Origin of the sequence: Geodermatophilus normandii (assembly GCF_003182485.1) — a bacterium.
In the GTDB taxonomy this organism is placed as follows: domain Bacteria; phylum Actinomycetota; class Actinomycetes; order Mycobacteriales; family Geodermatophilaceae; genus Geodermatophilus; species Geodermatophilus normandii.
The window spans coordinates 4,187,471-4,209,147 of sequence record NZ_QGTX01000001.1; the positions used below are offsets into that span (position 1 = coordinate 4,187,471).

Here is a 21,677-nt window from a genome sequence, read left to right on the forward strand (position 1 = left end):
CCGCCGAGATCGGCGGTCTCGCACGCTCCGGGCGACCGAGGCGTGCGAGACCGCCGATCTCGCCGGGGCGCGTCAGCGCAGGTGCGCGGTGTCGTTCACCAGGCGGACCGACGTGCGGCCGTCGCTGCTCCACGCGACCGTCGACAGCGACGCCGCCTCGAGGAACACCCGGTGCACGACCTCGTCGCCCACCCCGAGCCCGGCGGCGAGCAGCAGCTTGATCGGCGTCACGTGGCTGACCACGAGCACCGTCCTCCCGGCGTACCGCTCGAGCAGCCGCGCGCGCGCCCGGGCCACGCGCTTCGACACGTCGGCGACCGACTCGCCGTTCGGCGCGGCCACGGTGACGTCGGCCATGAACCGGCGGGCGGCCAGCGGGTGCCGCTCCCGGGCCTCGCCGGCGGTCAGCCCCTCGAGGTCGCCGAAGTCGAGCTCCACCAGGTCCTCGTCGAGCTCCACCCGCAGGCCGAGGGCACCGGCCACCGCCTCGGCGGTCTCCCGCGTGCGGCGCAGCGGCGAGGCGACGACGACGTCGATGCCGAGCTCCTCGGCGCGCGCCGCGGCCGCCTCGGCCTCCGCCCGCCCGGTGGCCGACAGCGGCAGGTCGTTGCGGCCGCTGTACCGACGTTCGGGCGTGTGCTCGGTCCGCCCGTGCCGCAGCAGGTGCGTGACGGTGGTGACGACCGGTGCGGGCTCGGCCGTCGGCTGGACGTCGTCCTCGGCGACGGACGGCTCGGCGGCCGCGTCGCGGTGCACGGGCCGGCCGTCCATCGCGCTGTTGGCCAGCGCGTCGGCGGCGCCGTTCTGCGCGCGCGGCACCCAGGTGTAGCGGACGCTGCCCAGCTGCCGGGCGATGTCGCGGGCCTGGACGGCGAGCTTCTGCATGTCCGGGTGCTTGATCTTCCAGCGGCCCGACATCTGCTCCACGACCAGCTTGGAGTCCATCCGCACCTCGACGTCGGCGGATGCGTCGAGGTCCAGGGCCGCCTGCAGCCCGGCCACCAGGCCGCCGTACTCGGCGACGTTGTTGGTGGCGCGGCCGACCGAGGCGGCCCGCTCGGCGAGCACCTCCCCGGTCTGCGCGTCCCGGACCAGCGCGCCGTAGCCGGCCGGGCCCGGGTTGCCCCGCGATCCCCCGTCCGCCTCGACGACGAACCGGCGGCTCACAGTCCCGACTCGGCGGTGCGCACCAGGATCCGCCCGCAGTTCTCGCAGCGGACCACCTCGTGCGGGTCGGCGTTGCGGACCGCGGCGAGCTCCCGGCCGTTGAGCTCGATGCGGCAGCCCTGGCACGCCCGCGCCCGCAGCATCGCCGCGCCGGTGGTGCCGGTCTGGGTGCGGATGCGGTCGTACAGCGACAGCAGCGGAGCGGAGATGCCGCCGGCGACCTCGGCCCGCTTCGCCTGGTGCCGGGAGGTGGAGTCGGCGATGTCGGCCAGGGCGTCGTCACGCAGCTGCTCGGCCCGCCCCCGGTCGGCGGCGGCCGAGGCCCTCCCCGTCCGGGCGTCGGCCAGCGCGGCGTCGGCGACCTCCCGGCGCTCCATCAGCTCGAGCACCTGGTCCTCCAGGTCGGACTGCCGCCGCGCGAGCGACTGCAGCTCCGACTGCAGCGAGGTGATCTCCTTCGGCGTCGCCGCGCCGGAGTCGATCCGCCCCTGGTCGCGCGTGGCCCGCTGCCGGACGGTGTCGACGTCGGCCTCGAGCCGCTTCTGCTCCCGGTCGAGGTCGCCCACCTCGGTCTCGGCGCGGACCTCGGCCTCGGCGAAGGTGCGCTCGGCCTCGGCCGCGGCCTCGACCGCGGCGACCTCGGGCAGCGTGCGCTGCCGGTGGGCGAGCTGGGTGAGCGCGACGTCCTCGTCGGCCAGGGCCAGGAGCTTCTGCTGCTCGAAGTGGTCGGCCTTCACCCGTCCAACCTACCGGGGCACCGCCTGGCCCTCGGCCCCCGTGCGGGGTCCCGCCGCGCGCGTGCGAGCGGTGGGGGCACGGGGTCCGTCGTCTACCTGCGGGTCGCCCTCTCCCCCGCCGCTCCGGGCGGTGCGGACTCCAGCGGGTCGGGCAGGTCGCGGAAGGTCGGGTCCTCCCGCTCGGCGGTGTAGTCGGACTCCGCCGTCCCGTCGACGCCGTCGGAGACCTTCATCGCCCGCAGCACGACGGTGACGACGACGGCCACCAGCAGGTTGGCCAGCAGTGCGAGCAGGCCGGCGTACACGCTGGAGGCGACGTCGAGGCCGAGCTTGGACAGCGCGAACGACGACCCGCCGAAGTGCTCCCGGACGACCGTGCCGTCCGGCCCCAGGCGCGGGATGTTGTAGAGCATCAGCAGGCCGGCCGCCATGCCGGCGAACCAGCCGGCGATGAGGCCGCCGCGGTGCAGCCAGCGGGTGTAGAGGCCCAGCGCGACCGCGGGCAGCGTCTGCAGGATGATCACGCCGCCGATGAGCTGCAGGTCGATGGAGAACTGCGGGTCGATGAAGAGGATCGCCGCGACGGCGCCGAGCTTGACCACCAGCGAGACGATCTTGGCGACCTGCGCCTCCTGGCGGGGCGTGGCGTCCCGCTTGAGGAACTCCTTGTAGATGTTGCGGGTGAACAGGTTCGCCGCGGCGATCGACATGATCGCCGCCGGCACCAGCGCGCCGATGCCGATGGCGGCGAAGGCGATGCCGGCGAACCAGCTGGGGAACATCTCCTGGAACAGGACCGGGACGATCGTGTTGCCGTCCTCGCCGATCGGCGTGACGCCGGCGGCGATCGCCATGAAGCCCAGCAGGGCGATGAACCCCAGCGCGAGGCTGTAGACCGGCAGCGCGCTCATGTTGCGCTTGAGCACGTCGCGGTTGCTGGCGGCCAGGACGCCGGTGATCGAGTGCGGGTAGAGGAACAGCGCCAGCGCGGAGCCCAGCGCGAGGGTGGCGTAGCCGAGCTGCCCGGTCGCCGGCAGCAGCACGCCCGCCCCGGTCCCGGCGGAGAACTTCTCCTCGGCCGCACCGAAGACCACGTCCCAGCCGCCGAGCTTCGTCGGGATGACGATGACGGCGACGATGATCGTCAGGTAGATCAGGGTGTCCTTGACGAACGCGATCAGTGCCGGCGCCCGCAGCCCGGAGTTGTACGTGTAGAGCGCCAGGATCACGAACGCGACGATGAGCGGCAGCTCGCCCTCCACACCCATCGCCTTGAGGATCGCCTCGATGCCCACCAGCTGGAGGGCGATGTAGGGCATCGTCGCCACGATCCCGGTGAGGGCGACCAGCAGGGCGAGGCCCGGGGAGTCGAACCGGGAGCGGACGAAGTCGGCCGGGGTGACGAAGCCGCGCACGTGGCTGACCGACCAGAGCCGGATCACCACCAGGAACACCAGCGGGTAGATGACCACGGTGTACGGGACGGCGAAGAACCCGGCGGCGCCCGCACCGAACATCAGCGCGGGGACGGCGACGAAGGTGTAGGCGGTGTAGAGGTCGCCGCCCAGCAGGAACCAGGTGATCCAGGTGCCGAAGCTGCGCCCGCCCAGGCCCCACTCGTCCAGGTGCATGAGGCTCTCCGCGCGCCGCCAGCGGGCGGCGACGAACCCCATGACCGTGACGATCAGGAAGAAGACGATGACGATCGTCAGCTCGACGACGTTGACCCCGTCCACGGCTCAGTGCCCCCCGTTCCGGTCGTCGGTGGTGCGCGCCGCCGCGTCCCGGGCGTCCCGGGTGACGGCGGCGCGGGCGGCGGCCTGGTCGGCCGGGCTGCGCCGGGTGGCCCGGTAGACCAGAACGGTGGTGAGCACGCCGAGTCCGACGAACAGCAGCTGCACCCAGTAGAAGAACGGCCAGCCGAACAGCGTCGGCTCGACGCGGTTGAAGACGGGGACCAGCAGCGGGACGACGATCGGCACCAGCAGCAGCCAGTTCCACGGGCTGCGGTCGCTGCGCACGGGCGTCCCGTCCGTCCTGCCCGGTGCGCCCCTGGGTGGTGTCGCTGCGCTGGACATCCCCGTCCCCTCCCTCAGCCGGCCGACCCCGCGGTCCGGTCCCCCTCGGCCCCGCGGTGCACCGTCCACGGGTCGGTGCGGCGCCGGGAGGCGACCGCCTCGACCCTGCCGGAGAGGTCCGTGGTCAGCACGTCGGCGACCACGGGCACCCAGGGCCACTCGGAGGCGAAGTGTGCCACGTCACACAAGGCCGGCCCGGGAGCCTCGCCGGCCTCCGACACGGGGTGGTGCCGCAGGTCGCTGGTGAGGAGGACGTCGGCCCCGGCGGCCGCGGCGGCCGGCAGCAGCGAGCCGCCGCTGCCCCGCAGACGGCGACCGTGCGCACCGGCCGGTCCGGGTCGCCGGCCGCCCGGACGCCGCCGGTCGTGACGGGGAGGACGGCGGCGGCGTGCGCGGCGAACCCGGCCAGCGTCGTCGGCTCGGCGAGCTCGCCCACCCGGCCGAGGCCCTCCGCGAGCCGGGGCGGCCGGCTGCAGCGGGCGGGCGCCGGTCAGGCCGAGGACGGCGGCCAGCGCGTCGTTGACGCCGACGTCGGCGGCGCGGTCGGCGTTGGTGTGCGCGACGAACAGCCCGCAGCCGGCCCGGACCAGCCGGTGCACCAGGCGGCCCTTCGGGTCGTCGGCCGGGACGCCGTGCACCGCGGTGAGGAACAGCGGGTGGTGGGTGACCAGCAGCCCGGCGCCCGTCTCGACCGCCTCGTCGACGACGGCGGCGACCGGGTCGACGGCGACCAGCACGCGGCCGACCGGCTCGGCCGGGTCACCGCAGACCAGCCCGACGGCGTCCCAGTCCTCGGCCAGCGCGGGGTCGAAGCGGGCCTCCAGCGCGGCGACGACCTCGCCGAGGGTGGCGGTCACGGCCGCCGACCCTAGGTCAGGGGGTGCGCCCCGTCCGGGCTCACCGTGGCGTGTCCTGGCTCGGCGTCGACCGTGAGCCAGGACGCGGCACGATCAGGTCACCTGGTCATCCGCGCCCCCCCGCGGGTGGCAGGCTGCGGGGCGTGGCGGACAGGTCGCTGCGCGCTCCGGCGTGGCTCGAGGAACTGGTCCGCACCTCTCCCCCGCCGGTGCCCTGGCGCGACGTCGCCCGCTTCGCCGTCACCGTGCCCGCGCCCCTCGCGGTCGCCCTCGTGGTCGGAGGCACCCCGGCGCTCGGCGCGGGCGTCTTCGGCACCACCGGCGCGCTCGCGGCCACCCTCGCCCCGCAGGCCGGGCCGCTGCGGGACCGGCTGCGGCGCACGGCGGCCGCCGTCGGCTTCGGCGCGGTCGGCCTCGTCGCCGGTCAGTTCGCCAGCGGCGGCGGGGTGCTGCCGGTGGTCCTGGTGGCGGTCCTGTCGGTGGCCGCCGCGGTGATCAGCGCGGTGAACTCGGCGATGTCGCTGGGGGCTCTGCAGCTGCTCGTCTACACCGCGCTGGCCTCCGGGCTGGTGACGCCGCTGCCGCAGTGGGCGGAGGTGTCGTTCTTCGCCGCCGGCGCGGCCTGGGCGACGCTCGCGACGCTGGTCCAGGCCGCCACGGAACCCAGCGACCCCGACCGGACGGCGGTGGCGGCGGTGTTCACCCGCATCGCCGGGCTGCTCACCGCCGTCGGCACCGAGCGCACCGACGACGCCCGCCGCGACCTCACCACCGCGCTCAACGCCGCCTACGACCGCGTGATCCGCACCCGCAGCCTCGCCGCCGGCCGCAACCGGCAGCTGTCGGAGCTGGCCGGGATCCTCAACGCCGCGGCGCCGCTGGTGGAGGCGGCGGTCGCCTCCGCCCGCGCCGGGGTGCCCGCCGACCCGCACGACGTGACGGCGGTGCACGCGCTGGCCACCGCGGTGTCCGCGGACCGCGACCTGCCCGGCGAGCGCCCCGCGGCGCTGGACGACGGACCCGCCACCCGCCGCGCCGTGCGGCACGGCGTGCGGCTGGCCTGGGCCGTCGTCGGCGACCCGGAGGAGCGCGCGGGCGCGGCGGTCGCGCTCCCCCGCCGGCCCCTGGGTGCCCGGCTGCGCGACCTGGCCGACCGCACCCTCGGCAGTCCCGACACCCGCGACTTCGCCGTCCGGCTGGCGCTGTGCATGACCGTCGCGGAGACCGCCCGCCAGCTGCTGCCCATCGAGCGGCCCTACTGGGTGCTGCTCACGGTCGCGATCGTGCTCAAGCCCGACTTCGGCTCGGTGTTCACCCGGGCGGTGCAGCGCGGCGCGGGCACGCTGCTCGGCGTCCTCATCGGCTCGCTGCTGCTGTCGTTCCTGCCGCGCGACGGCTGGGTGGTCGTGGCCATGGCGGTCGCGGCGGGCCTGCTGCCGTGGGCCCGCGGCGCCAACTTCGGCCTGTTCTCGGTCTTCCAGACGCCGGTGATCATCCTGCTGCTCGACCTCGCGGTCCCCGGCGGCCCGGGACTGGTCGGCGCGCGACTGGCCGACACCCTCATCGGCTGCGCGATCGTGCTCGTCTTCGGCTACCTGCTCTGGCCGCAGACCTGGCGGGCGCCGCTGGAGGACGCCATGCGCGCGGCCGCCCTGGCCCTCGACGGCTTCGTCGGCGCCGCCTTCGACGGCGACCCGGTCGCGCGCCGCCGCGCCCGCCGGGCCACCTACCGCGCGCTCACCGAGCTCACCACCCAGCTGCAGCGCCGGCTGGCCGAGCCGCCCCCGATCAGCACCCGCGCCGCGGCCTGGTGGCCGGTCATCGTGCAGCTGGAGCGCACCGCCGACGCCGTCACCGCGGCGGTCATCGCCGTCCGGCACGGCGGGGAGGCCCCGGAGCCGGGGCAGGTGGCGGTGCTGCGCCGGGCGCTGCGCGAGCTGGAGGACGACGTCCGGGCCCACCGGACCCCCGACGACGCCGAGATCCACGCCGAGGGCGTGCTCGCCCCCGTCGCGCGGGAGGTGGACGCCGCCCGCCGGCTGGTCCGCGACGCCGCGCCGGGACGGCGCCCGGAGGCGGCGGCCCCCGGCGGCTGAGTCGCCGGTCCCCCGGAGCTGCGCTGTCATGGACGGGTGCCGCTCCGACGACGTCCCGCCCCCGCGCCACCCCACGTCCCGGTCGTGCCGGGCATCGACGGTCCCCCGCCGCCGGGCTCGCGCACCGTCCGCACCGACGACGGCGTGGACCTGCACGTCGAGTTCGACGGCCCCGAGCACGCCCCGGTGACCGTGGTGTTCTGCCACGGGTTCACCGCCCGGCTCGGCGAGTTCGAGCTGCAGCGCCGGGCGATCCGCGACCGCGCCCGGATCGTGCTGTGGGACCAGCGCGGCCACGGCCGGTCCCGCTGGGTGGACCCCCGGACGGCGACCATCGACCGCACCGGCCGCGACCTCGGCCAGGTCCTCGACGCCGTCGTCCCCCCGGGACCGGTCGTCCTGGCCGGGCACTCGATGGGCGGCATGACGATCATGGCGCTGGCGCGGCAGCGGCCGGAGCTGTTCGGGCCCCGCGTCGTCGGCGCGTTCCTGCTGGCCACCTCGGCCGGTGGCCTGGTCGCCAGCGGGCCGCTCGGCGCGGCCGTGAAGCTGATGCGCAGGCTGCACCTGCTGCGGCTCTACCTGTGGTGGCTGCGGCTGCTCGCGCCGGGACTCGAGCGGCTGCGCCGCCGCGGCACCTGGCTCGGTGCGCGCTTCACCCGCCGCTTCCTCTTCGGCCGCGACGACGCCACCCGCGAGGCGGTCCGGGTCGTGCAGGCCATGCTCGAGGAGACCCCGCTGACGGTGACGCTCGCCTTCTACGGCACCTTCCTCGACCACGACGAGAGCGCGTCGCTGCCGGTGCTCGGCCGGGTGCCGTGCACCGTCGTCGCCGCGCAGTACGACCGGCTGACACCCGCCGCCCACGGCCGCCGGCTGGCCGAGGGCATCGGCGAGCGCGCCGAGCTGGTGGTCGTCCCCGGGGCCGGGCACAGCGTCAACCTCACCCGCACCGCCGTCGTCGACCGGGCGCTCACCGACCTGCTCGACCGGGTGGCCGCCGCTGGCCCCGGCTCCGCCCGGCAGGCAGGCTGATCGCCGGGCCTACTGTGTCCGGCACCACACGACCGTGTTCGGTCGGCCGGGTCGCTGGATACGGAACCGGCCGTCACCGTCTCGAAGGAGCAGAGGAGCGACCGTGGACCGCTTGAGTGCGACCGATGCCGGGTTCTACTACGCGGAGACCGAGAACGCGCCGCTGCACGTGGGCTCGGTGGCCGTGTTCGAGGGTCCGGCGCCGTCGTACGGCGACCTGGTGCGGCTGCTGCTGAGCAAGCTGCCGCAGGTGCCGCGCTACCGGCAGCGGGTGCGCGAGGTGCCGTTGAACCTCGGCCGCCCGCTGTGGGTCGACGACCCCCACTTCCAGATCCTCTACCACGTGCGGCACACCGCCGTGCCCCGGCCGGGCGGCCCCGAGCAGCTGCGCAACCTCGCCGGGCGGGTGCTCGGCCAGCGCCTGGACATGGCCAAGCCGCTGTGGGAGGTCTGGCTGGTCGAGGGCTTGGAGAACGACCAGTGGGCGATCATCTCCAAGGTCCACCACTGCATGGTCGACGGCGTCGCCGGCACCGACCTGATGCAGATCATGTTCGACCTCGACCCCAACGCCGAGCACGCGGCGCCGCGGGACTGGTCGCCGCAGCGCACCCCCTCGGGCCTGGCGATGGTGGCCGGCGCGCTCGCCGAGACCGCCACCGCTCCCCTGCGCCAGCTGGTGCACAGCCCCGACGCCGTCACCACCGGCGCCAAGGGCCTGGTGAGCAGCGCCCGCGCGGCGGTCAGCACCGTGCCGCAGCTGGCCCGCCAGGCGCTCACGCCTCTGGCCCGCACGCTGACCGGGCCGATCGGCCCGCACCGGCGCTGGGCGTGGTCCGACGCGCAGTTCGAGGACCTGCGCACCGCCCGGGCGGCGCTGGGCGGCACGGTCAACGACGTCGTCCTGACCGCGATCACCCGCGGCTTCCGCGACCTGCTCAAGGGCCGCGGCGCGCTCGGTGCCGACACGGTGGTGCGCACCATGGTGCCGATCTCGGTGCGCAAGGAGGGCGAGCGCGGGTCGCTGGACAACCGGGTCACCGCCGTGTTCGTCGACCTGCCGGTCGGTGAGGCCGACCCGCTGGCCCGGCTGGCCGCCATCCGCGGCCAGATGGACGAGTACAAGCGGACGATGCAGGCCGTCGACGCCCGCTCGATCATCGGGATGGGCGACTACGTCGCGCCGACCCTGCTGGCGCTCGGCGTCCGGGCCGCCGCCCAGACCGGGCAGATGTGGTGCCAGGCCGTGACGACGAACGTGCCCGGCCCGCGGGTGCCGCTCTACGTCCTCGGCAAGCGGATGGTGTCGGCCCACCCCTACGTGCCGATCGCCGGCGGCACCCGGGTCTCGATCGGGATCTTCAGCTACCTCAACGAGATGACCTTCGGCATCAACGCCGACTTCGACGCCTTCCCCGACGTCGACGTGCTGTCCGAGGGCATCTGCCGCGGCATCGCCGAGCTGGTCGGGCTGGCCGCCGACAAGCAGCCGGCCACGGCCGCCCGGTGACCCGGCGGCCGTCGGGCGTGACCGGGTTCACGCCCGGCGGCCGCGGGTAGCGGTCCGGGGTGACCGCTCCCGACACCGACCTGACCGTCGCCGTCACCGGCCCCACCGGCACCTTCGGCGAGGGCCTGGTCCCGCTGCTGCAGGCCGACGACCGGATCGGCCGCGTCGTCGGCATCGCCCGCCGCCCCTTCGACCCGGCCGCCCGCGGCTGGACGAAGATGGAGTACCGGCGGGGCGACGTCCGCGACGCCGACGCGCTGCGCGAGGCCTTCGCCGGCGCCGACGTCGTCGTCCACCTGGCCTTCCTCATCACCGGCAACGCCTCGCGGCAGACGACCCGGGCGATCAACGTCGACGGCACGCTCAACGCCTTCCGGGCCGCGGCCGCCGCCGGAGCGCGCCGCTTCGTCTACGCCTCCTCCGTGGCCGCGTACGGGTTCCACGCGGACAACCCGGTCGGCATGACCGAGGAGTGGCCGGTGCGCCCGGCGGCGAAGCTGTTCTACGCGCAGGAGAAGGCCGAGCTCGAGCAGCTGCTGCAGGCCGAGGCGCAGGCGCACCCGGAGACCGACCTGTACCTGCTGCGCCCGCCGGTGGTGCTCGGGCCGCACTCCGTGGGCGCCAAGGACGTCCTGCCCGGCCCGCTCGCGCCGCTGGGACGGCGGCTGGCCGAGCAGAGCACCCGGCGGCTGCCGGTCCCGGTGCCGGCGTTCGTCCCCGCCCTGCCGCTGCAGTTCATCCACGAGGACGACGTCGGCCAGGCGCTGCTGCAGTGCGTCGTCGCCGCCGGCCCGCCCGGCGCCTACAACATCGCCGGCGACGGCGTCCTGACCGCCGCCGACGTCGCCCGCGAGTACGGCGCCATCCCGCTGCCGCTGCCGGCCGGGCCGGCCCAGCTCGCCGCCCGCGCCGTGTCCCGGCTGCCGTTCCTGCCGCCGGTCGCCGAGTGGGTGGAGGCCGCCAGCCACCCGGCGATCATGGACACGAGCAAGGCCAAGCGGGAGCTGGGCTGGCAGCCGCGCTACACCGGCCTCGAGGCGCTGCGCGCCACCCTGAACCAGAGCTGATCACCGGGCCGGCCCGCACCGCGGCGTGAGGGGGCAGGATCTGTCCCCTCACGGCGGGTGCCCGTGACCCGCGGGGCGTCCCGCCCGTTGGACCCGGCGCGGACGCGCCCGACGAGTGCTGTGGAGGAGTGCGCATGAGCCCCGGAGCGGACACCGACGTCCCCCGCATCGTGCTGGTCGACGTCTCGAGCGAGGTGGAGCGCCGGCTGGTGGCCGGCGCCCTGCCCCTCGGCGGCACCGTCCTGCCCCTGAGGGGTTCGGCGCTGGCCGGGCCGCTGGCCGACGCCGACCCCGCCACGGTGGTCACCGCCACCCGCGTCGCCTGGGCGCCCGGCGGCGGGTCCGAGGTGACCCGGCGGGGCACCGGCCGGCGGGGGCGGCGGCAGCGGTGGTCGGCGGCCCGGCCCGCGCTCAAGCGGCGCCCGCCGCGCCCGCTGCAGGCCGCCGCCGTGCGCCGCGACCCCGACCGCGCCCGGGTGGTGGTCGCCGAGCCCGCCACCGTGGCCGAGCTGACCGCGCGCTGGGACGGCACCGGGACGCTGGCCGGATTCGTCGCCCACCAGGCGGCGCTGGCCCTCGACCGGGCCGAGCGGCAGGTCGTCGGCGACCGGGCGAAGGTGCCGCGGCACGTGGCCGAGGCCATCCGCCACAGCCCCGAGTGGCGCTCGGAGATCGCGAAGCTCGCCGAGCGGCTGGAGGCCCCCGAGGAGGAGGTGGCCGCCGAGGCCGCCGCCGACCTCGACGAGCTGGTGGCGGCGATGGACCCGGCCGCCGTCGAGGTGTTCACCGGGCTGCTGCGGCCGGTGCACGCCCGCGCCTGGGACGTGCAGGCCGACACCGCCCGGCTCACCGACCTGCGCGAGCTCAACCGCACCCACCCGCTGGTGTTCCTGCCCAGCCACCGCTCCTACGTCGACCCGCTCGTGCTGGCCGACGTCCTCACCCGGCACGACTTCCCGCGCAACCACGTGCTCGGCGGGGAGAACCTGCGCTTCTGGCCGGTCGGGCCGATCGCCAAGCGCGCCGGCCTGGTGTTCATCCGCCGCACCTTCGGCGACGACCAGGTCTACAAGACCGCCGTCCGCGAGTACCTGGCCTTCCTGCTGGCCAAGCGGTTCAACCTCGAGTGGTACATGGAGGGCGGCCGCTCCCGCACCGGCAAGCTCCGCCCGCCGCGGCACGGGCTGCTGCGCTTCGTGGCCGACGCCGTCGAGCGCAAGCGGGTGGAGGACGTCTACCTGGTCCCGGTCTCCATCACCTACGACCAGCTGCGCGAGGTCTCCGGGATGGCCGCCGAGCAGGGCGGCGCGGCCAAGCGCGGCGAGGGCCTGTCGTGGATGGCGTCCTACATCCGCGAGCAGGTGCGCACCCCGCTGGGCACCGTGCACGTCGGCTTCGCCGAGCCGCTCTCGCTGGCCACCGCGCTGCGCAACGGCGCCGACCCGGACGACCCCGACGCCCGCCGGCTCACCCTGCAGAAGGTGGCCTTCCAGGTCGCCGTCGGCATCAACTCCGCCACCCCGGCGACGGCGACGGCGCTGGTCACCACGGCGCTGCTCGGCGTCCGGGACCGCGCGCTGACGCTGGCGCAGGTGCAGCGGGTGCTCGAGCCGCTGCTGCGCTACCTCACCGAGCGGGACCTCCCGCACTCGGGCGCGGCCCTGCAGAGCGCCCGCGGCGTGCGCCGGGTGCTCGGGGCGCTGGCCGCGGAGGGCGTGGTGACCGTCTACGAGGGCGGCGAGGAGGCGGTCTACGCCATCGAGCGGGGCCAGCACCTGGTGGCGGCCTTCTACCGCAACAACGCCATCCACCACTTCGTGGACCGGGCCATCGCCGAGCTGGTCATGCTCCGCGACCCGGCCGACCGCTGGGACGAGGCCCACCGCCTCCGCAAGCTGCTGGAGTTCGAGTTCTTCTTCCCCGAGCGGGAGCCCTACCGGGAGCGGCTGTCGGCCGAGCTCGAGCGGCTGGACCCGGGGTGGGAGACCGCCGACGGCCGCGACGTGCTCTGCCGCGCCGACCTCCTGGTCGCCCACCGGGTGCTGCGGTCCTTCGTCGACGCACAGCTCGTCGTCGCCGAGCGGCTCGCCGCCCGCGACCCGCGCACGCCGGTGACGGAGCCGGAGTTCCTCGCCGAGTGCAGCGGCGTGGGCCAGCAGATGCTGCTGCAGGGCCGGCTGCACGGGCCGGAGTCGCTGTCGCGGGAGCTGTTCTCCGGGGCCCTGAGGCTGGCGGCGAACCTCGACCTGGTCGACCCCGGCCGCGAGGAGCTCGCCCGGCGGCGGCAGGAGTGGGCCGCTCAAGTCCGGGACGTCGTCGGCCGAGTAGTGGTGATCGACGAGTTGGACGCCGCGGCGCGGCGGGAGAACGTGGGGGTGGAACCGTGACGGCCGAGACGCCGCCCGGAGGTGGACTGCGCGAGCAGGCGGCCGCGATGGCCCGGACCAACGTCTGGACCGAGGAGCAGCTGATCGCCGACGTCGAGGCGGCGCCGCCCGGCCCGCGGGTGGGCGCGTTCTTCGACTTCGACGGCACGGTGATCGACGGCTACTCGCTGGCCGCCTTCGCCCGCCACCACCTGCGCTCGCTGGAGGTGACGCCGACCGACCTGGGCCAGCTGCTGCTCAACGGCCTGCGCGGGGTCACCACCGAGGAGGACTTCGAGCGGTTCACCGTCTCGGGCATGCGCGCCTGGGCCGGCCGCAGCGAGGACGAGCTGGCCGAGCTCGGCGAGCGGTTGTTCGTCCAGGGCATCGCCGGCTCGCTGTACCCCGAGGCGTGGCGGCTGGTCACGGCCCACCTGCAGGCCGGGCACACCGTCGTCCTGGCCTCCTCCGCCACCCGCTTCCAGGTGGAGCCGGCCGCCCGCGCCCTCGGCGTGGAGCACGTGCTGGTCTCCCCCGTGGAGATGGTCGACGGCGTCTGCACCGGGCGCCCCGGCGGCCCGCTGCTGTGGCGGGCGGGCAAGGCCGCGGCCGTGCGGGCCTTCGCCGAGGAGCACGGCATCGACCTGCTGCAGAGCTACGCCTACTCCAACGGCGACGAGGACGTCCCCTTCCTGCGCACCGTGGGCCGCGCCCGGGCGCTCAACCCGGGCCGGGGGCTCACCGCCGCGGCCCGGCACTACTCGTGGCCGGTCGCGCGCTTCCGCCGGCGCGGCCGCACCGGGCCGGCCGACCTCGCGCGCACCGTCGCCGGGATCGGCGGCATGCTCGGCGGGTTCACCACCGGCCTGGCCGTCGGCGCGCTGGGCGGCTCGCGGCGGGAGGCGGTCGACCTCGGCCTCACCCTCGCCGGTGAGCTCGGCAGCGCCCTCGCCGGCGTCCGGATCGACGTCCAGGGCGCCGAGCACCTGGCCACCCGGCCGGCGGTCTTCCTGTTCAACCACCAGAGCCAGCTCGACGTCCTCATCCTCGCCAAGCTGCTCCGCGGCGGGTTCACCGGCGTGGCCAAGAAGGAGCTGGCGAGGACGCCGGGCTTCGGGCTGGCGTTCCGGCTGGCCGACGTCGCCTTCGTCGACCGCAGCGACCCCGCGCAGGCGCGCCGCGCCCTCGAGCCGGCCGTCCAGCGGCTGCAGGAGGGCATCTCGCTGGTCATCGCCCCCGAGGGCACCCGCTCGGCCACCCCGACCCTCGGCCCGTTCAAGAAGGGCGCCTTCCACGTCGCGATGCAGGCCGGCGTGCCGATCGTCCCGGTGGTCATCCGCAACGCCGGCGAGCTGATGTGGCGCGGCGCCACGGTGGTCACGCCCGGCACCGTCCAGGTGCGGGTGCTGCCGCCGGTGCCGACGACGGACTGGGTGGCCGAGGACATCGACCGGCACGTGACCGAGGTCCGCGACTCCTACCTCGCCACGCTCGCGAACTGGTCGGGCCGCACCCGGCGCCCGGTCGTCGCCGAGTCCCCCACCGTCGACGACGGCGCCCCCGCACCCGCGGTCCCCGCCGCGCCGCTGGACTGGGGCACCTCGCCGGAGATGAACCCCATCGAGACGGCGATGTGGCGCGCCGAGGCCGCCGACCCGCGGCTGCGCGCCAACGTCACGCTGCTGGAGGTCCTGGAGACCGCGCCCGACTGGGACCGCTTCCGCGGCGCGCACGAGTGGGCCTCCCGGATGGTCCCGCGCATGCGCCAGCGGGTGGTCGAGCCCGCGCTCGGGGTCGGCGCGCCGCGCTGGGTGACCGTCGAGGACCTCGACCTGGACCGGCACGTGCACCGCGTCCGGCTGGAGGAGCCGGGGTCGATGCGCCAGCTGCTCGACGTCGTCGGGGAGTTCTCCTCCGGGCTGCTGGACCGCGACCGGCCGCTGTGGGAGGTCATGCTGGTCGAGGGCCTGGCCGAGGGGCGCGCCGGCTACGTCGTCAAGACCCACCACAGCACCACCGACGGGCTCGGTGCCGTCCAGCTCATGGGCCTGCTGCACCGCCGCGGTCCCGAGACCGATCCCGCCCGTCCCGAGCCGCCGGCGCCCGTCCCCGGGGACGTCTCCCGCGTCGGGGCCCTCACCGAGCAGCTCGTGGGGACGGCGCGGTCGGTGCCGCTGGCGGCGCTGCGGCGCGGCGTCGAGGCGCTGGGCACGCTGCGCCACCCGCGCGAGGTGGCCGCGCAGGCGCTCGACGCCGCCCGCTCGGCGACGAAGACCCTGGCGCCGCCGCGCGGCAGCTCGCCGCTGCTGACCCCGCGCGGCGGGGACTGGCGCTTCGAGGTGCTCGAGGTGCCCCTCGCCGACCTCAAGGCGGGGTCCAGGGCGGCCGGCGGGAGCCTGAACGACGGGTTCCTCGCCGCGGTGCTCGGGGGCTTCCGGCGCTACCACGAGCGCTCCGGCGCGCCGCTGGGGACGATGACCATCGGCATCCCGATCAGCCTGCGCGCCCGCGACGACGCCCAGGGCGGCAACCGCTTCACCGGTGCCCGGTTCACCGCGCCGCTGGACGAGGCCGACCCGGCCGCGCGGATCTCCACGATCCGCGAGTTCGTGCTGTCGGCGCGCGAGACCAGCACCAGCGGCGTCACCGACGACCTGCTCGGCCCCGCGCTGCACTGGATCCCCGCCCCCGTCGTCGGGGCGGTCTCGGGCCGGCTGACGGGCGCGAACGACGTCCAGGTGAGCAACATGCCCGGCGTGACGCACCCGGTGTGGATCGCCGGCTCGCGGATCCTGCGGATGTTCCCCTTCGGGCCGCTGCCGGGCTGCGCCGCGATGGTCACGCTGCTCTCGCACGAGGACCTGTGCTGCATCGGCGTCAACCTGGACTCCGCCGCGGTGACCGACCCGTCGGGCCTGGTCGCCGACCTGCAGGAGGGACTGGACGAGGTGGTCGCACTCGGCCGCCGCTGAGGTGTAGCCGCTCGCTGGCGCGGTACTGCACCGGGTTGTAACCAGCGTCACAGCCCAGGGAGCGGCCATGTTCAACCTCGCCACGATCCTGCGGGAGTCCGCCTCCGCGCAGCCGGACAAGCCGATGCTGCGCCTCGGCCCGCTCACGCTGACCTACGGGCAGGTGGACCAGCTGTCGGGGCAGGTCGCGGCCGGCCTGCGGGAGGCGGGGCTGCAGCGCGGCGACAGCGTGGCCCTGCAGCTGCCCAACGTGCCGCAGTTCGTGCTCGCCTACTTCGGCGCGCTCAAGGCGGGCATGACGCTCGTGCCGCTCAACCCGCTGCTCAAGGCACCCGAGGTGAGCTACCACCTGTCCGACAGCGGGGCGCGCGTCCTGATCACCTTCGACGCCTTCGCCGAGGAGGCGGTCAAGGGCGCCGCCTCCGCCGGCGACGTGCGGGTGTACGTGGTGCCCTCGCCCGGCGGGCCGGAGGCCCCGCCGGACACGACGCCGTTCGACGCGCTGCTCGCCGCCGGGCAGGGCGCCGACCCCTCCGACGTCGAGCAGATGTCGTCGGAGGACACCGCGGTGGTCATCTACACCAGCGGCACGACCGGCAAGCCCAAGGGCGCCGAGCTCACCCACTTCCAGGCCTACATGGCGGCCTCCGTCGCGGCCGAGACCTTCCAGTACCAGGACGACGACGTCGCCATGGCGGTGCTGCCGCTCTTCCACGTCTTCGGCCTGTCCAGCGTGATGAACTGCGCCGTCCGCGCGGGGGCCACGCTGGTGCTGGTGCCGCGCTTCGAGGTCGGCGCGGTCCTCGACGCGATGGAGCAGCACCGGGTCACGGTCTTCTGCGGCGTCCCCACGATGTTCGTGGCGCTCATGCACGCCGACCTCACCGGCCGCGACGTCTCCGCGCTGCGGATCTGCGTGTCCGGCGGCGCGTCGATCCCCGGCGAGGTCATCAAGGGCTTCGAGGCCGCCTACGACGCGACGGTGCTCGAGGGCTACGGGCTGTCGGAGACCTGCGCGGTGGCCACGTTCAACCGCAGCGCCGAGGAGCGCCGGGTCATGTCGATCGGCAAGCGCCTGTGGGGCTGCGAGGTGCGCGTGGTCGACACCGACGACAACGAGCTGCCGAGGGGCGCGGACAACGTCGGCGAGATCGTGCTGCGCGGGCACAACCTCATGAAGGGCTACCTCGGCCGGCCCGAGGCCACCGCCGAGGCGATGAAGGGCGGCTGGTTCCACACCGGCGACCTCGGCTACCAGGACGAGGACGGCTTCTTCTACATCGTCGACCGGAAGAAGGACCTGGTCATCCGCGGCGGCTTCAACGTCTACCCGCGCGAGATCGAGGAGGTCCTGCACGCCCACCCGGCGGTGCTCGAGGCCGCCGTCATCGGCCGGCCCGACGAGCGCCTCGGCGAGGAGGTCGTCGCCTACGTCAGCCTGCGCCCCGGCGCCTCGGCCGAGCCGGCCGAGGTCATCGGGTTCTGCAAGGAGCGGCTGGCGGCCTACAAGTACCCGCGGGACGTCGTGGTGATCGACGAGCTCCCCAAGGGGCCCAGCGGCAAGGTCCTCAAGACCGAACTGCGGACCCGCTGACCCTCTCGGCCATCCAGGAGAGCACCAGGTCGGCCAGGCGGTCGGGCACCTGCAGCTGCGGCACGTGCCCGACCGCCGCCAGCTCCTCGTAGCGCCAGCCGGGGTGCGCCTGCGCCACCTCGCGGGCGGCGGCGACCGGGACCAGCCGGTCGCGGTCGCCCTGCACCAGGAGCACCGGCGCGGCCACCCGGTCCATCGCCGACCGGTAGCGCCGTGGGTCGACCAGGATCCGCAGCAGCGAGCGCGCGGCCGTGAGGAACGCGCGGTCCATCCCGGCGACGTCCTCGCGCTGCTCGAGGAGGGTGACCGCGCGGTCGACCACCGGGGCCGGCAGCTCGTCGGGGTCGACGCCGACGAGCCGCAGCATCGCCCGCACGCGGGTCAGCGGCGTCGAGCGCGCGCGCCGCAGCGCGAGGAACCGCTCCCCCAGCCCGGGCAGCGCGTAGAGCGCGAACGTGGCCGCCACGAGCGGGTCCAGCCGGCGGCGCCCACCGGGCAGCGCGGGGTCCAGGAGCACCAGGCCGTGCACCAGGTCGGGCGAGGCCGCGGCGGTGAACAGCGAGATCATCCCGCCCATCGAGTTGCCGACCAGGACCACCGGCCCGCCCACGACCTCGCGCAGGAAGCGCTGCAGCACCTCGACGTTGGCCGGCACGGTGGCCCGGCGGTCCCCCGGCTCGCTGCGGCCGAACCCGGGCAGGTCCAGCGCCCACACCCGGCACGTCGGCGTCAGCAGCGGCGCGAACAGGTCCCAGTTGCCGTGCGACCCGCCGAGGCCGTGCACCAGGACGACCGCCCGGCCGCCGTCGGCACCGCCGTAGTCGACGACGTGCACCGGTCCCCCCAGGTCGATCGTCCGGCTCGTCCCCGGCGCCTGCGCCTCGTCCACCCGCGGTCCCTCCTGCCGGCCGCACGCCCGTCGCGCCGCCGTCCGTACGGTTCCACGGCCCCCGGGAGAGCGCTCGACGTACCCCTGGGGCGGCTGCGACGACTGTGGCCCGCATCACGCTCCTCTCCGCGAGCCGCCACAGTCAGGTGTGACCGGAGCCCCAGGGTGGTACCGACGGGTCAGTGGTCACGGGTCGAACAAGGGGCCCCGGACCGCCAGCGAGGAGGACGACGTGGCACGACAGCAGTTCGAGGGGCCGGGCCTGCCCCTGTACGTGACCGAGGTGGGCAGGGCGTTCGCGGACTACGGCCTGTACCTCGCAGCCCGGCCGCTGCTGCCCCGCCTGCCGGCCGGTGACGGGCACCCGGTGCTGGTGCTGCCCGGTCTGATGGCCGACGACATGTCCACGGTGACGCTGCGCCGCGTGCTGCGGCGGCTCGGGTACCGCGTGCACGGGTGGCGACTGGGCCGCAACATCGGCCCGACCGCCGAGTGCGTGGAGGGCATGGCCCAGCGGATCGAGGACCTCAGCGACCGCTACGGCCGGCCGATCAGCCTCATCGGGCAGAGCCTGGGCGGCATCTTCGCCCGCGACCTCGCCCGCAAGGCGCCCGACTCGGTACGCCAGGTCATCACCCTCGGCAGCCCGTTCGGCCTGCAGGCGGACAACCAGTCCCGGGCGCACAAGGTGTTCGAGCGGTACTCGCACCTGCACGTGGAGAAGCGCACGCTGCCGCTGGAGAGCGAGTGCGAGCCGCTGGCGATGCCGGCGACGTCGATCTACTCCCACTACGACGGCATCGTCGCCTGGCAGGCCTGCCTGGACCGGCTGGGGCCGCAGGCGGAGAACATCGCCGTCCACGCCAGCCACCTGGGCATGGGCCACCACCCGGCGGTCATCTACGCGGTCGCCGACCGGCTCGCGCAGCCCGAGGGCACCTGGCGGCCGTTCCGCGCCCCGCTGGCGCTGCGCCCGGCGTTCCCGCGCGCCGACGTCCCCCGGCACGACTTCCGCCCCGCCGCGGCCGCCTGAGCCCGGCGGCACCCGCCGCTCGTCGGCCTGCGGCCGTCTCGACCACGCCGAGACGGCCGCGGGTCGACGACGCGCGCCCGTCGGGGCACCGAGTGGTCACCTGTAGAGGTCCCCGCCCGTCGGTGACCACCACAGGTGACCACTCGACGTCGGCGAGGTCTGGGGTGGGCGCGGCCGGGATCGAACCGGCGACCGCTCGCTTGTAAGCAGTGAGCGCCTGAGCGCTGTGCTGGCCTGGGACTTTGCAGCTCGTTCCCGAGCGTTCCTGCGCAAGTTACGCGGTCACTGCGAGCCGGCCCCATGCCACGCCTCTGTCAGTGCGTCCGATCGCACCCACCCGACCAGCAGGACAGCCAACTGCACGATGTTCTGCGCCTCCTGGAGCGTAGGAGCGCGTCGCTCTCCGGTGCCATGCCGATCGGGGTTCGGCCAGAGCAGTCGGAGCAGCTGGACCACCGCCTCGATGTTGCTGGCCTTGGTGCTCGAGGTCGCCAGCCGGAAGAAGAACTTGTCAGGCTTCCTCCCGAGCCGCTCGATGATCTTCCCCAGCGTGGCCTTGGCGTCGTCCGGTGTCACAATCGGCCACAACGACAGCTCGACCGCCTTGATGGCGTGGTCCCATGCATCCGAGGGGTCGGGGTTGCGTCCATAGACAGCCGCCCAGGCCGTCCGCAGCTCATCGGAGACCTCGTCTGCCGGAGATTGGGCACGGTCGTAGGCCTCCTGCTCCCCCTCGCTGACGCGCCGGACAAGCGACCGATGATCCGCAGCCACAGTCCAGACCGACCCGCCAACGAGCAGTTGGAGCTCCAGGTCCTCAGCCGTTCGACCCTGAGTGAAGGCAAGCGCTAGGTCCAGCACGTCGAGGAACGCGTCCTCGTCGTCGCGGCAGGCGTTGAGCACCGCACCGAGTCTTGTCGAGCGCTCTGGTGCCGGAATCCGCAGCTGCAAAGCAACGAGCGAGGCCACCTTCTCCTCGGCGCCGGCAAAGCGGGGGTGGAGCGTCTCCTCGACCCATTCGAGCAGCCGAGTCCGCAGGTGATCAGGGACGCCTTCGTAGGGTCCGTCGGGCTCCGCCAGTCCCCGCCGCACGGACAGTGGAACCCACCGGGACACGCGTCCTCCTTGTCTTGGCGAGCTGAACTCGGGGGGCTCGTACAACCAAGCCGCTTGCGAGCTCCGTCGCAGCGGCAACGGCAGGCAGCAGGCCGCAAGCTCTCAACGGGGGTGCTGCGCCACGCTCAGCCTCTCAAAGAGGCTGAGCCTCGATGCCGCGCAGGATACGCCAGGCTTCGTTGTCGGCGAAGGTGGCCATGGTCGCTGGCATGACTCAGCTCCCGATACTTGCCTGCCCTCCCTTGTCCGCAGGGAAGTAACCGCTGCCTCCAATGATCAGGATTTGCCCGGCGAGGGCTGACACTTCTTGAGTTTGTCCGGCAGAGATTCGAAGAATGAAGTGCACATTGCAGGCGCCGTCAAGCAGCTCGACGGAGGTTTCTTGAATCGACGGTCCTCCAGTCAGCGTAACCCTCACGGATTCACCAAGGGGGGCCGTCACCCAGCTCTGCGTGACAACAGGAAGCGTCAATGCGCCATAGGTCACTTCTCGCTGGCACACGCCTGGAGCGGGCGTGGCCGGTGGGGGGACGTGGGAGCCGACGACGTGGGAGCCGACGACGTGGGCCGACGACGTGGGAGCCGACGACGTGGGAGCCGACGACGTGGGAGCCGACGTGGAGCCGACGACGTGGGAGCCGACGACGTGGAGCCGACGACGTGGGAGCCGACGACGTGGGAGCCGACGACGTGGGAGCCGACGACGTGGGAGCCGACGACGTGGGAGCCGACGACGTGGGAGCCGACGACGTGGGAGCCGACGCCCCGCAGGTCGCATCGGGACCAGCGTCGAAGGAACGGGCGAGGATATCGCTGATGGCCATGGGGGGAGAGCCAAACGACTCCACCACTTGCACGCCCGACCCGGTCAAACATTCATATGTTCCCCCATCGGGGATCCAGTGCCGGTCGTATTGACCATCTATTAGCCATGCAGTGCCCGTAGCGGGATCACGCAAGATCTTGCCCAGCAGCGTGTTACGAGGGGGGAAGGACCACGTTATGGGAACGCCCACTGATACAGGAGTGCCGTTCGGGACAAGGTCTATTCGCTGCGACGTGCCGTACTCCTCGCTCTGCTCCCATCCCGCAACGCAGTGAGCAGAGTCGAAAGGGGGTAGGAAGCAGGGTGCCCATAGGTAACCGCGGGAAGCAGCCAA

At 74.5% G+C, this 21,677-nt stretch carries 16 protein-coding genes; 9 read left to right on the top strand and 7 right to left on the bottom strand.

Translation table 11 applies throughout. The annotated features are described in order from the left end of the window. Positions 1-72: 72 nt before the first annotated feature. The 5 genes from JD79_RS20225 to JD79_RS24585 all read right to left on the bottom strand — a co-directional run bounded on the left by JD79_RS20225 (position 73) and on the right by JD79_RS24585 (position 4,839). Complete coding sequence (locus tag JD79_RS20225; protein ID WP_110006965.1) at positions 73-1,167, bottom strand: bifunctional RNase H/acid phosphatase; 1,095 nt, start codon at positions 1,165-1,167, stop codon at positions 73-75. Continuing rightward, complete coding sequence (locus JD79_RS20230) at positions 1,164-1,904, bottom strand: zinc ribbon domain-containing protein (protein ID WP_110006966.1); 741 nt, start codon at positions 1,902-1,904, stop codon at positions 1,164-1,166. Before JD79_RS20230 ends, JD79_RS20225 begins: the two co-directional genes overlap by 4 nt. Before the next feature lie 92 nt (positions 1,905-1,996). Continuing rightward, positions 1,997-3,640, bottom strand: a complete 1,644-nt coding sequence (gene mctP, locus JD79_RS20235; protein ID WP_110006967.1) for a monocarboxylate uptake permease MctP — start codon at positions 3,638-3,640, stop codon at positions 1,997-1,999. A gap of 3 nt (positions 3,641-3,643) precedes the next feature. Continuing rightward, positions 3,644-3,925: a DUF3311 domain-containing protein gene (locus tag JD79_RS20240; RefSeq protein ID WP_211308072.1), complete on the bottom strand. Its 282-nt coding sequence runs from the start codon at positions 3,923-3,925 to the stop codon at positions 3,644-3,646. Between the two features lie 71 nt (positions 3,926-3,996). Continuing rightward, positions 3,997-4,839: a Nif3-like dinuclear metal center hexameric protein gene (locus JD79_RS24585; protein WP_425454179.1), complete on the bottom strand. Its 843-nt coding sequence runs from the start codon at positions 4,837-4,839 to the stop codon at positions 3,997-3,999. A 143-nt stretch (positions 4,840-4,982) separates the two neighbouring features. Here JD79_RS24585 and JD79_RS20250 point away from each other — a divergent pair, with 143 nt between their 5' ends. The 7 genes from JD79_RS20250 to JD79_RS20280 all read left to right on the top strand — a co-directional run bounded on the left by JD79_RS20250 (position 4,983) and on the right by JD79_RS20280 (position 17,479). Continuing rightward, a complete protein-coding gene (locus JD79_RS20250; RefSeq protein WP_110006969.1) occupies positions 4,983-6,935 on the top strand; it encodes an FUSC family protein in 1,953 nt (650 codons plus the stop codon). 84 nt (positions 6,936-7,019) lie between these two features. Beyond that, entirely contained in the window at positions 7,020-7,970 is a 951-nt protein-coding gene (locus tag JD79_RS20255; protein WP_245900257.1) for an alpha/beta fold hydrolase, read from the top strand. A gap of 103 nt (positions 7,971-8,073) precedes the next feature. Further along, positions 8,074-9,480, top strand: a complete 1,407-nt coding sequence (locus JD79_RS20260; RefSeq protein WP_110006970.1) for a WS/DGAT/MGAT family O-acyltransferase — start codon at positions 8,074-8,076, stop codon at positions 9,478-9,480. 59 nt (positions 9,481-9,539) lie between these two features. Then, positions 9,540-10,547, top strand: a complete 1,008-nt coding sequence (locus tag JD79_RS20265; protein WP_110006971.1) for an NAD-dependent epimerase/dehydratase family protein — start codon at positions 9,540-9,542, stop codon at positions 10,545-10,547. Between the two features lie 134 nt (positions 10,548-10,681). Then, positions 10,682-12,934: a glycerol-3-phosphate 1-O-acyltransferase gene (locus JD79_RS20270; protein WP_110006972.1), complete on the top strand. Its 2,253-nt coding sequence runs from the start codon at positions 10,682-10,684 to the stop codon at positions 12,932-12,934. Further along, on the top strand, positions 12,931-15,885 hold the full coding sequence (locus JD79_RS20275; protein WP_110006973.1) for an HAD-IB family hydrolase: 2,955 nt from the start codon (positions 12,931-12,933) through the stop codon (positions 15,883-15,885). Before JD79_RS20270 ends, JD79_RS20275 begins: the two co-directional genes overlap by 4 nt. A gap of 67 nt (positions 15,886-15,952) precedes the next feature. Next, positions 15,953-17,479, top strand: a complete 1,527-nt coding sequence (locus tag JD79_RS20280) for a long-chain-fatty-acid--CoA ligase (protein WP_110006974.1) — start codon at positions 15,953-15,955, stop codon at positions 17,477-17,479. Here JD79_RS20280 and JD79_RS20285 read toward each other — a convergent pair. Beyond that, a complete protein-coding gene (locus JD79_RS20285; RefSeq protein WP_245900258.1) occupies positions 17,454-18,368 on the bottom strand; it encodes an alpha/beta fold hydrolase in 915 nt (304 codons plus the stop codon). The genes JD79_RS20280 and JD79_RS20285 overlap by 26 nt on opposite strands. A 232-nt stretch (positions 18,369-18,600) precedes the next feature. Here JD79_RS20285 and JD79_RS22815 point away from each other — a divergent pair, with 232 nt between their 5' ends. Next, the gene (locus tag JD79_RS22815) at positions 18,601-19,401 is read left to right on the top strand and encodes an esterase/lipase family protein (protein ID WP_211308073.1); all 801 of its coding nucleotides are present in this window, start codon (positions 18,601-18,603) and stop codon (positions 19,399-19,401) included. Between the two features lie 282 nt (positions 19,402-19,683). Here the strand turns inward: JD79_RS22815 and JD79_RS20295 are convergent, their stop codons facing one another. Then, positions 19,684-20,517: a hypothetical protein gene (locus JD79_RS20295; RefSeq protein WP_146220499.1), complete on the bottom strand. Its 834-nt coding sequence runs from the start codon at positions 20,515-20,517 to the stop codon at positions 19,684-19,686. Positions 20,518-21,177: 660 nt separating this feature from the next. Between JD79_RS20295 and JD79_RS22325 the strand changes: the two genes are divergently transcribed. Further along, complete coding sequence (locus JD79_RS22325) at positions 21,178-21,435, top strand: hypothetical protein (RefSeq protein WP_146220500.1); 258 nt, start codon at positions 21,178-21,180, stop codon at positions 21,433-21,435. The last annotated feature ends 242 nt before the right edge of the window (positions 21,436-21,677 follow it).

Coding starts and splice junctions, on each gene's coding strand:
- JD79_RS20270 (WP_110006972.1), top strand. CDS start 10,682: ATGAGCCCCGGAGCGGACACCGACGTCCCCCGCATCGTGCTGGTCGAC.
- JD79_RS20280 (WP_110006974.1), top strand. CDS start 15,953: ATGTTCAACCTCGCCACGATCCTGCGGGAGTCCGCCTCCGCGCAGCCG.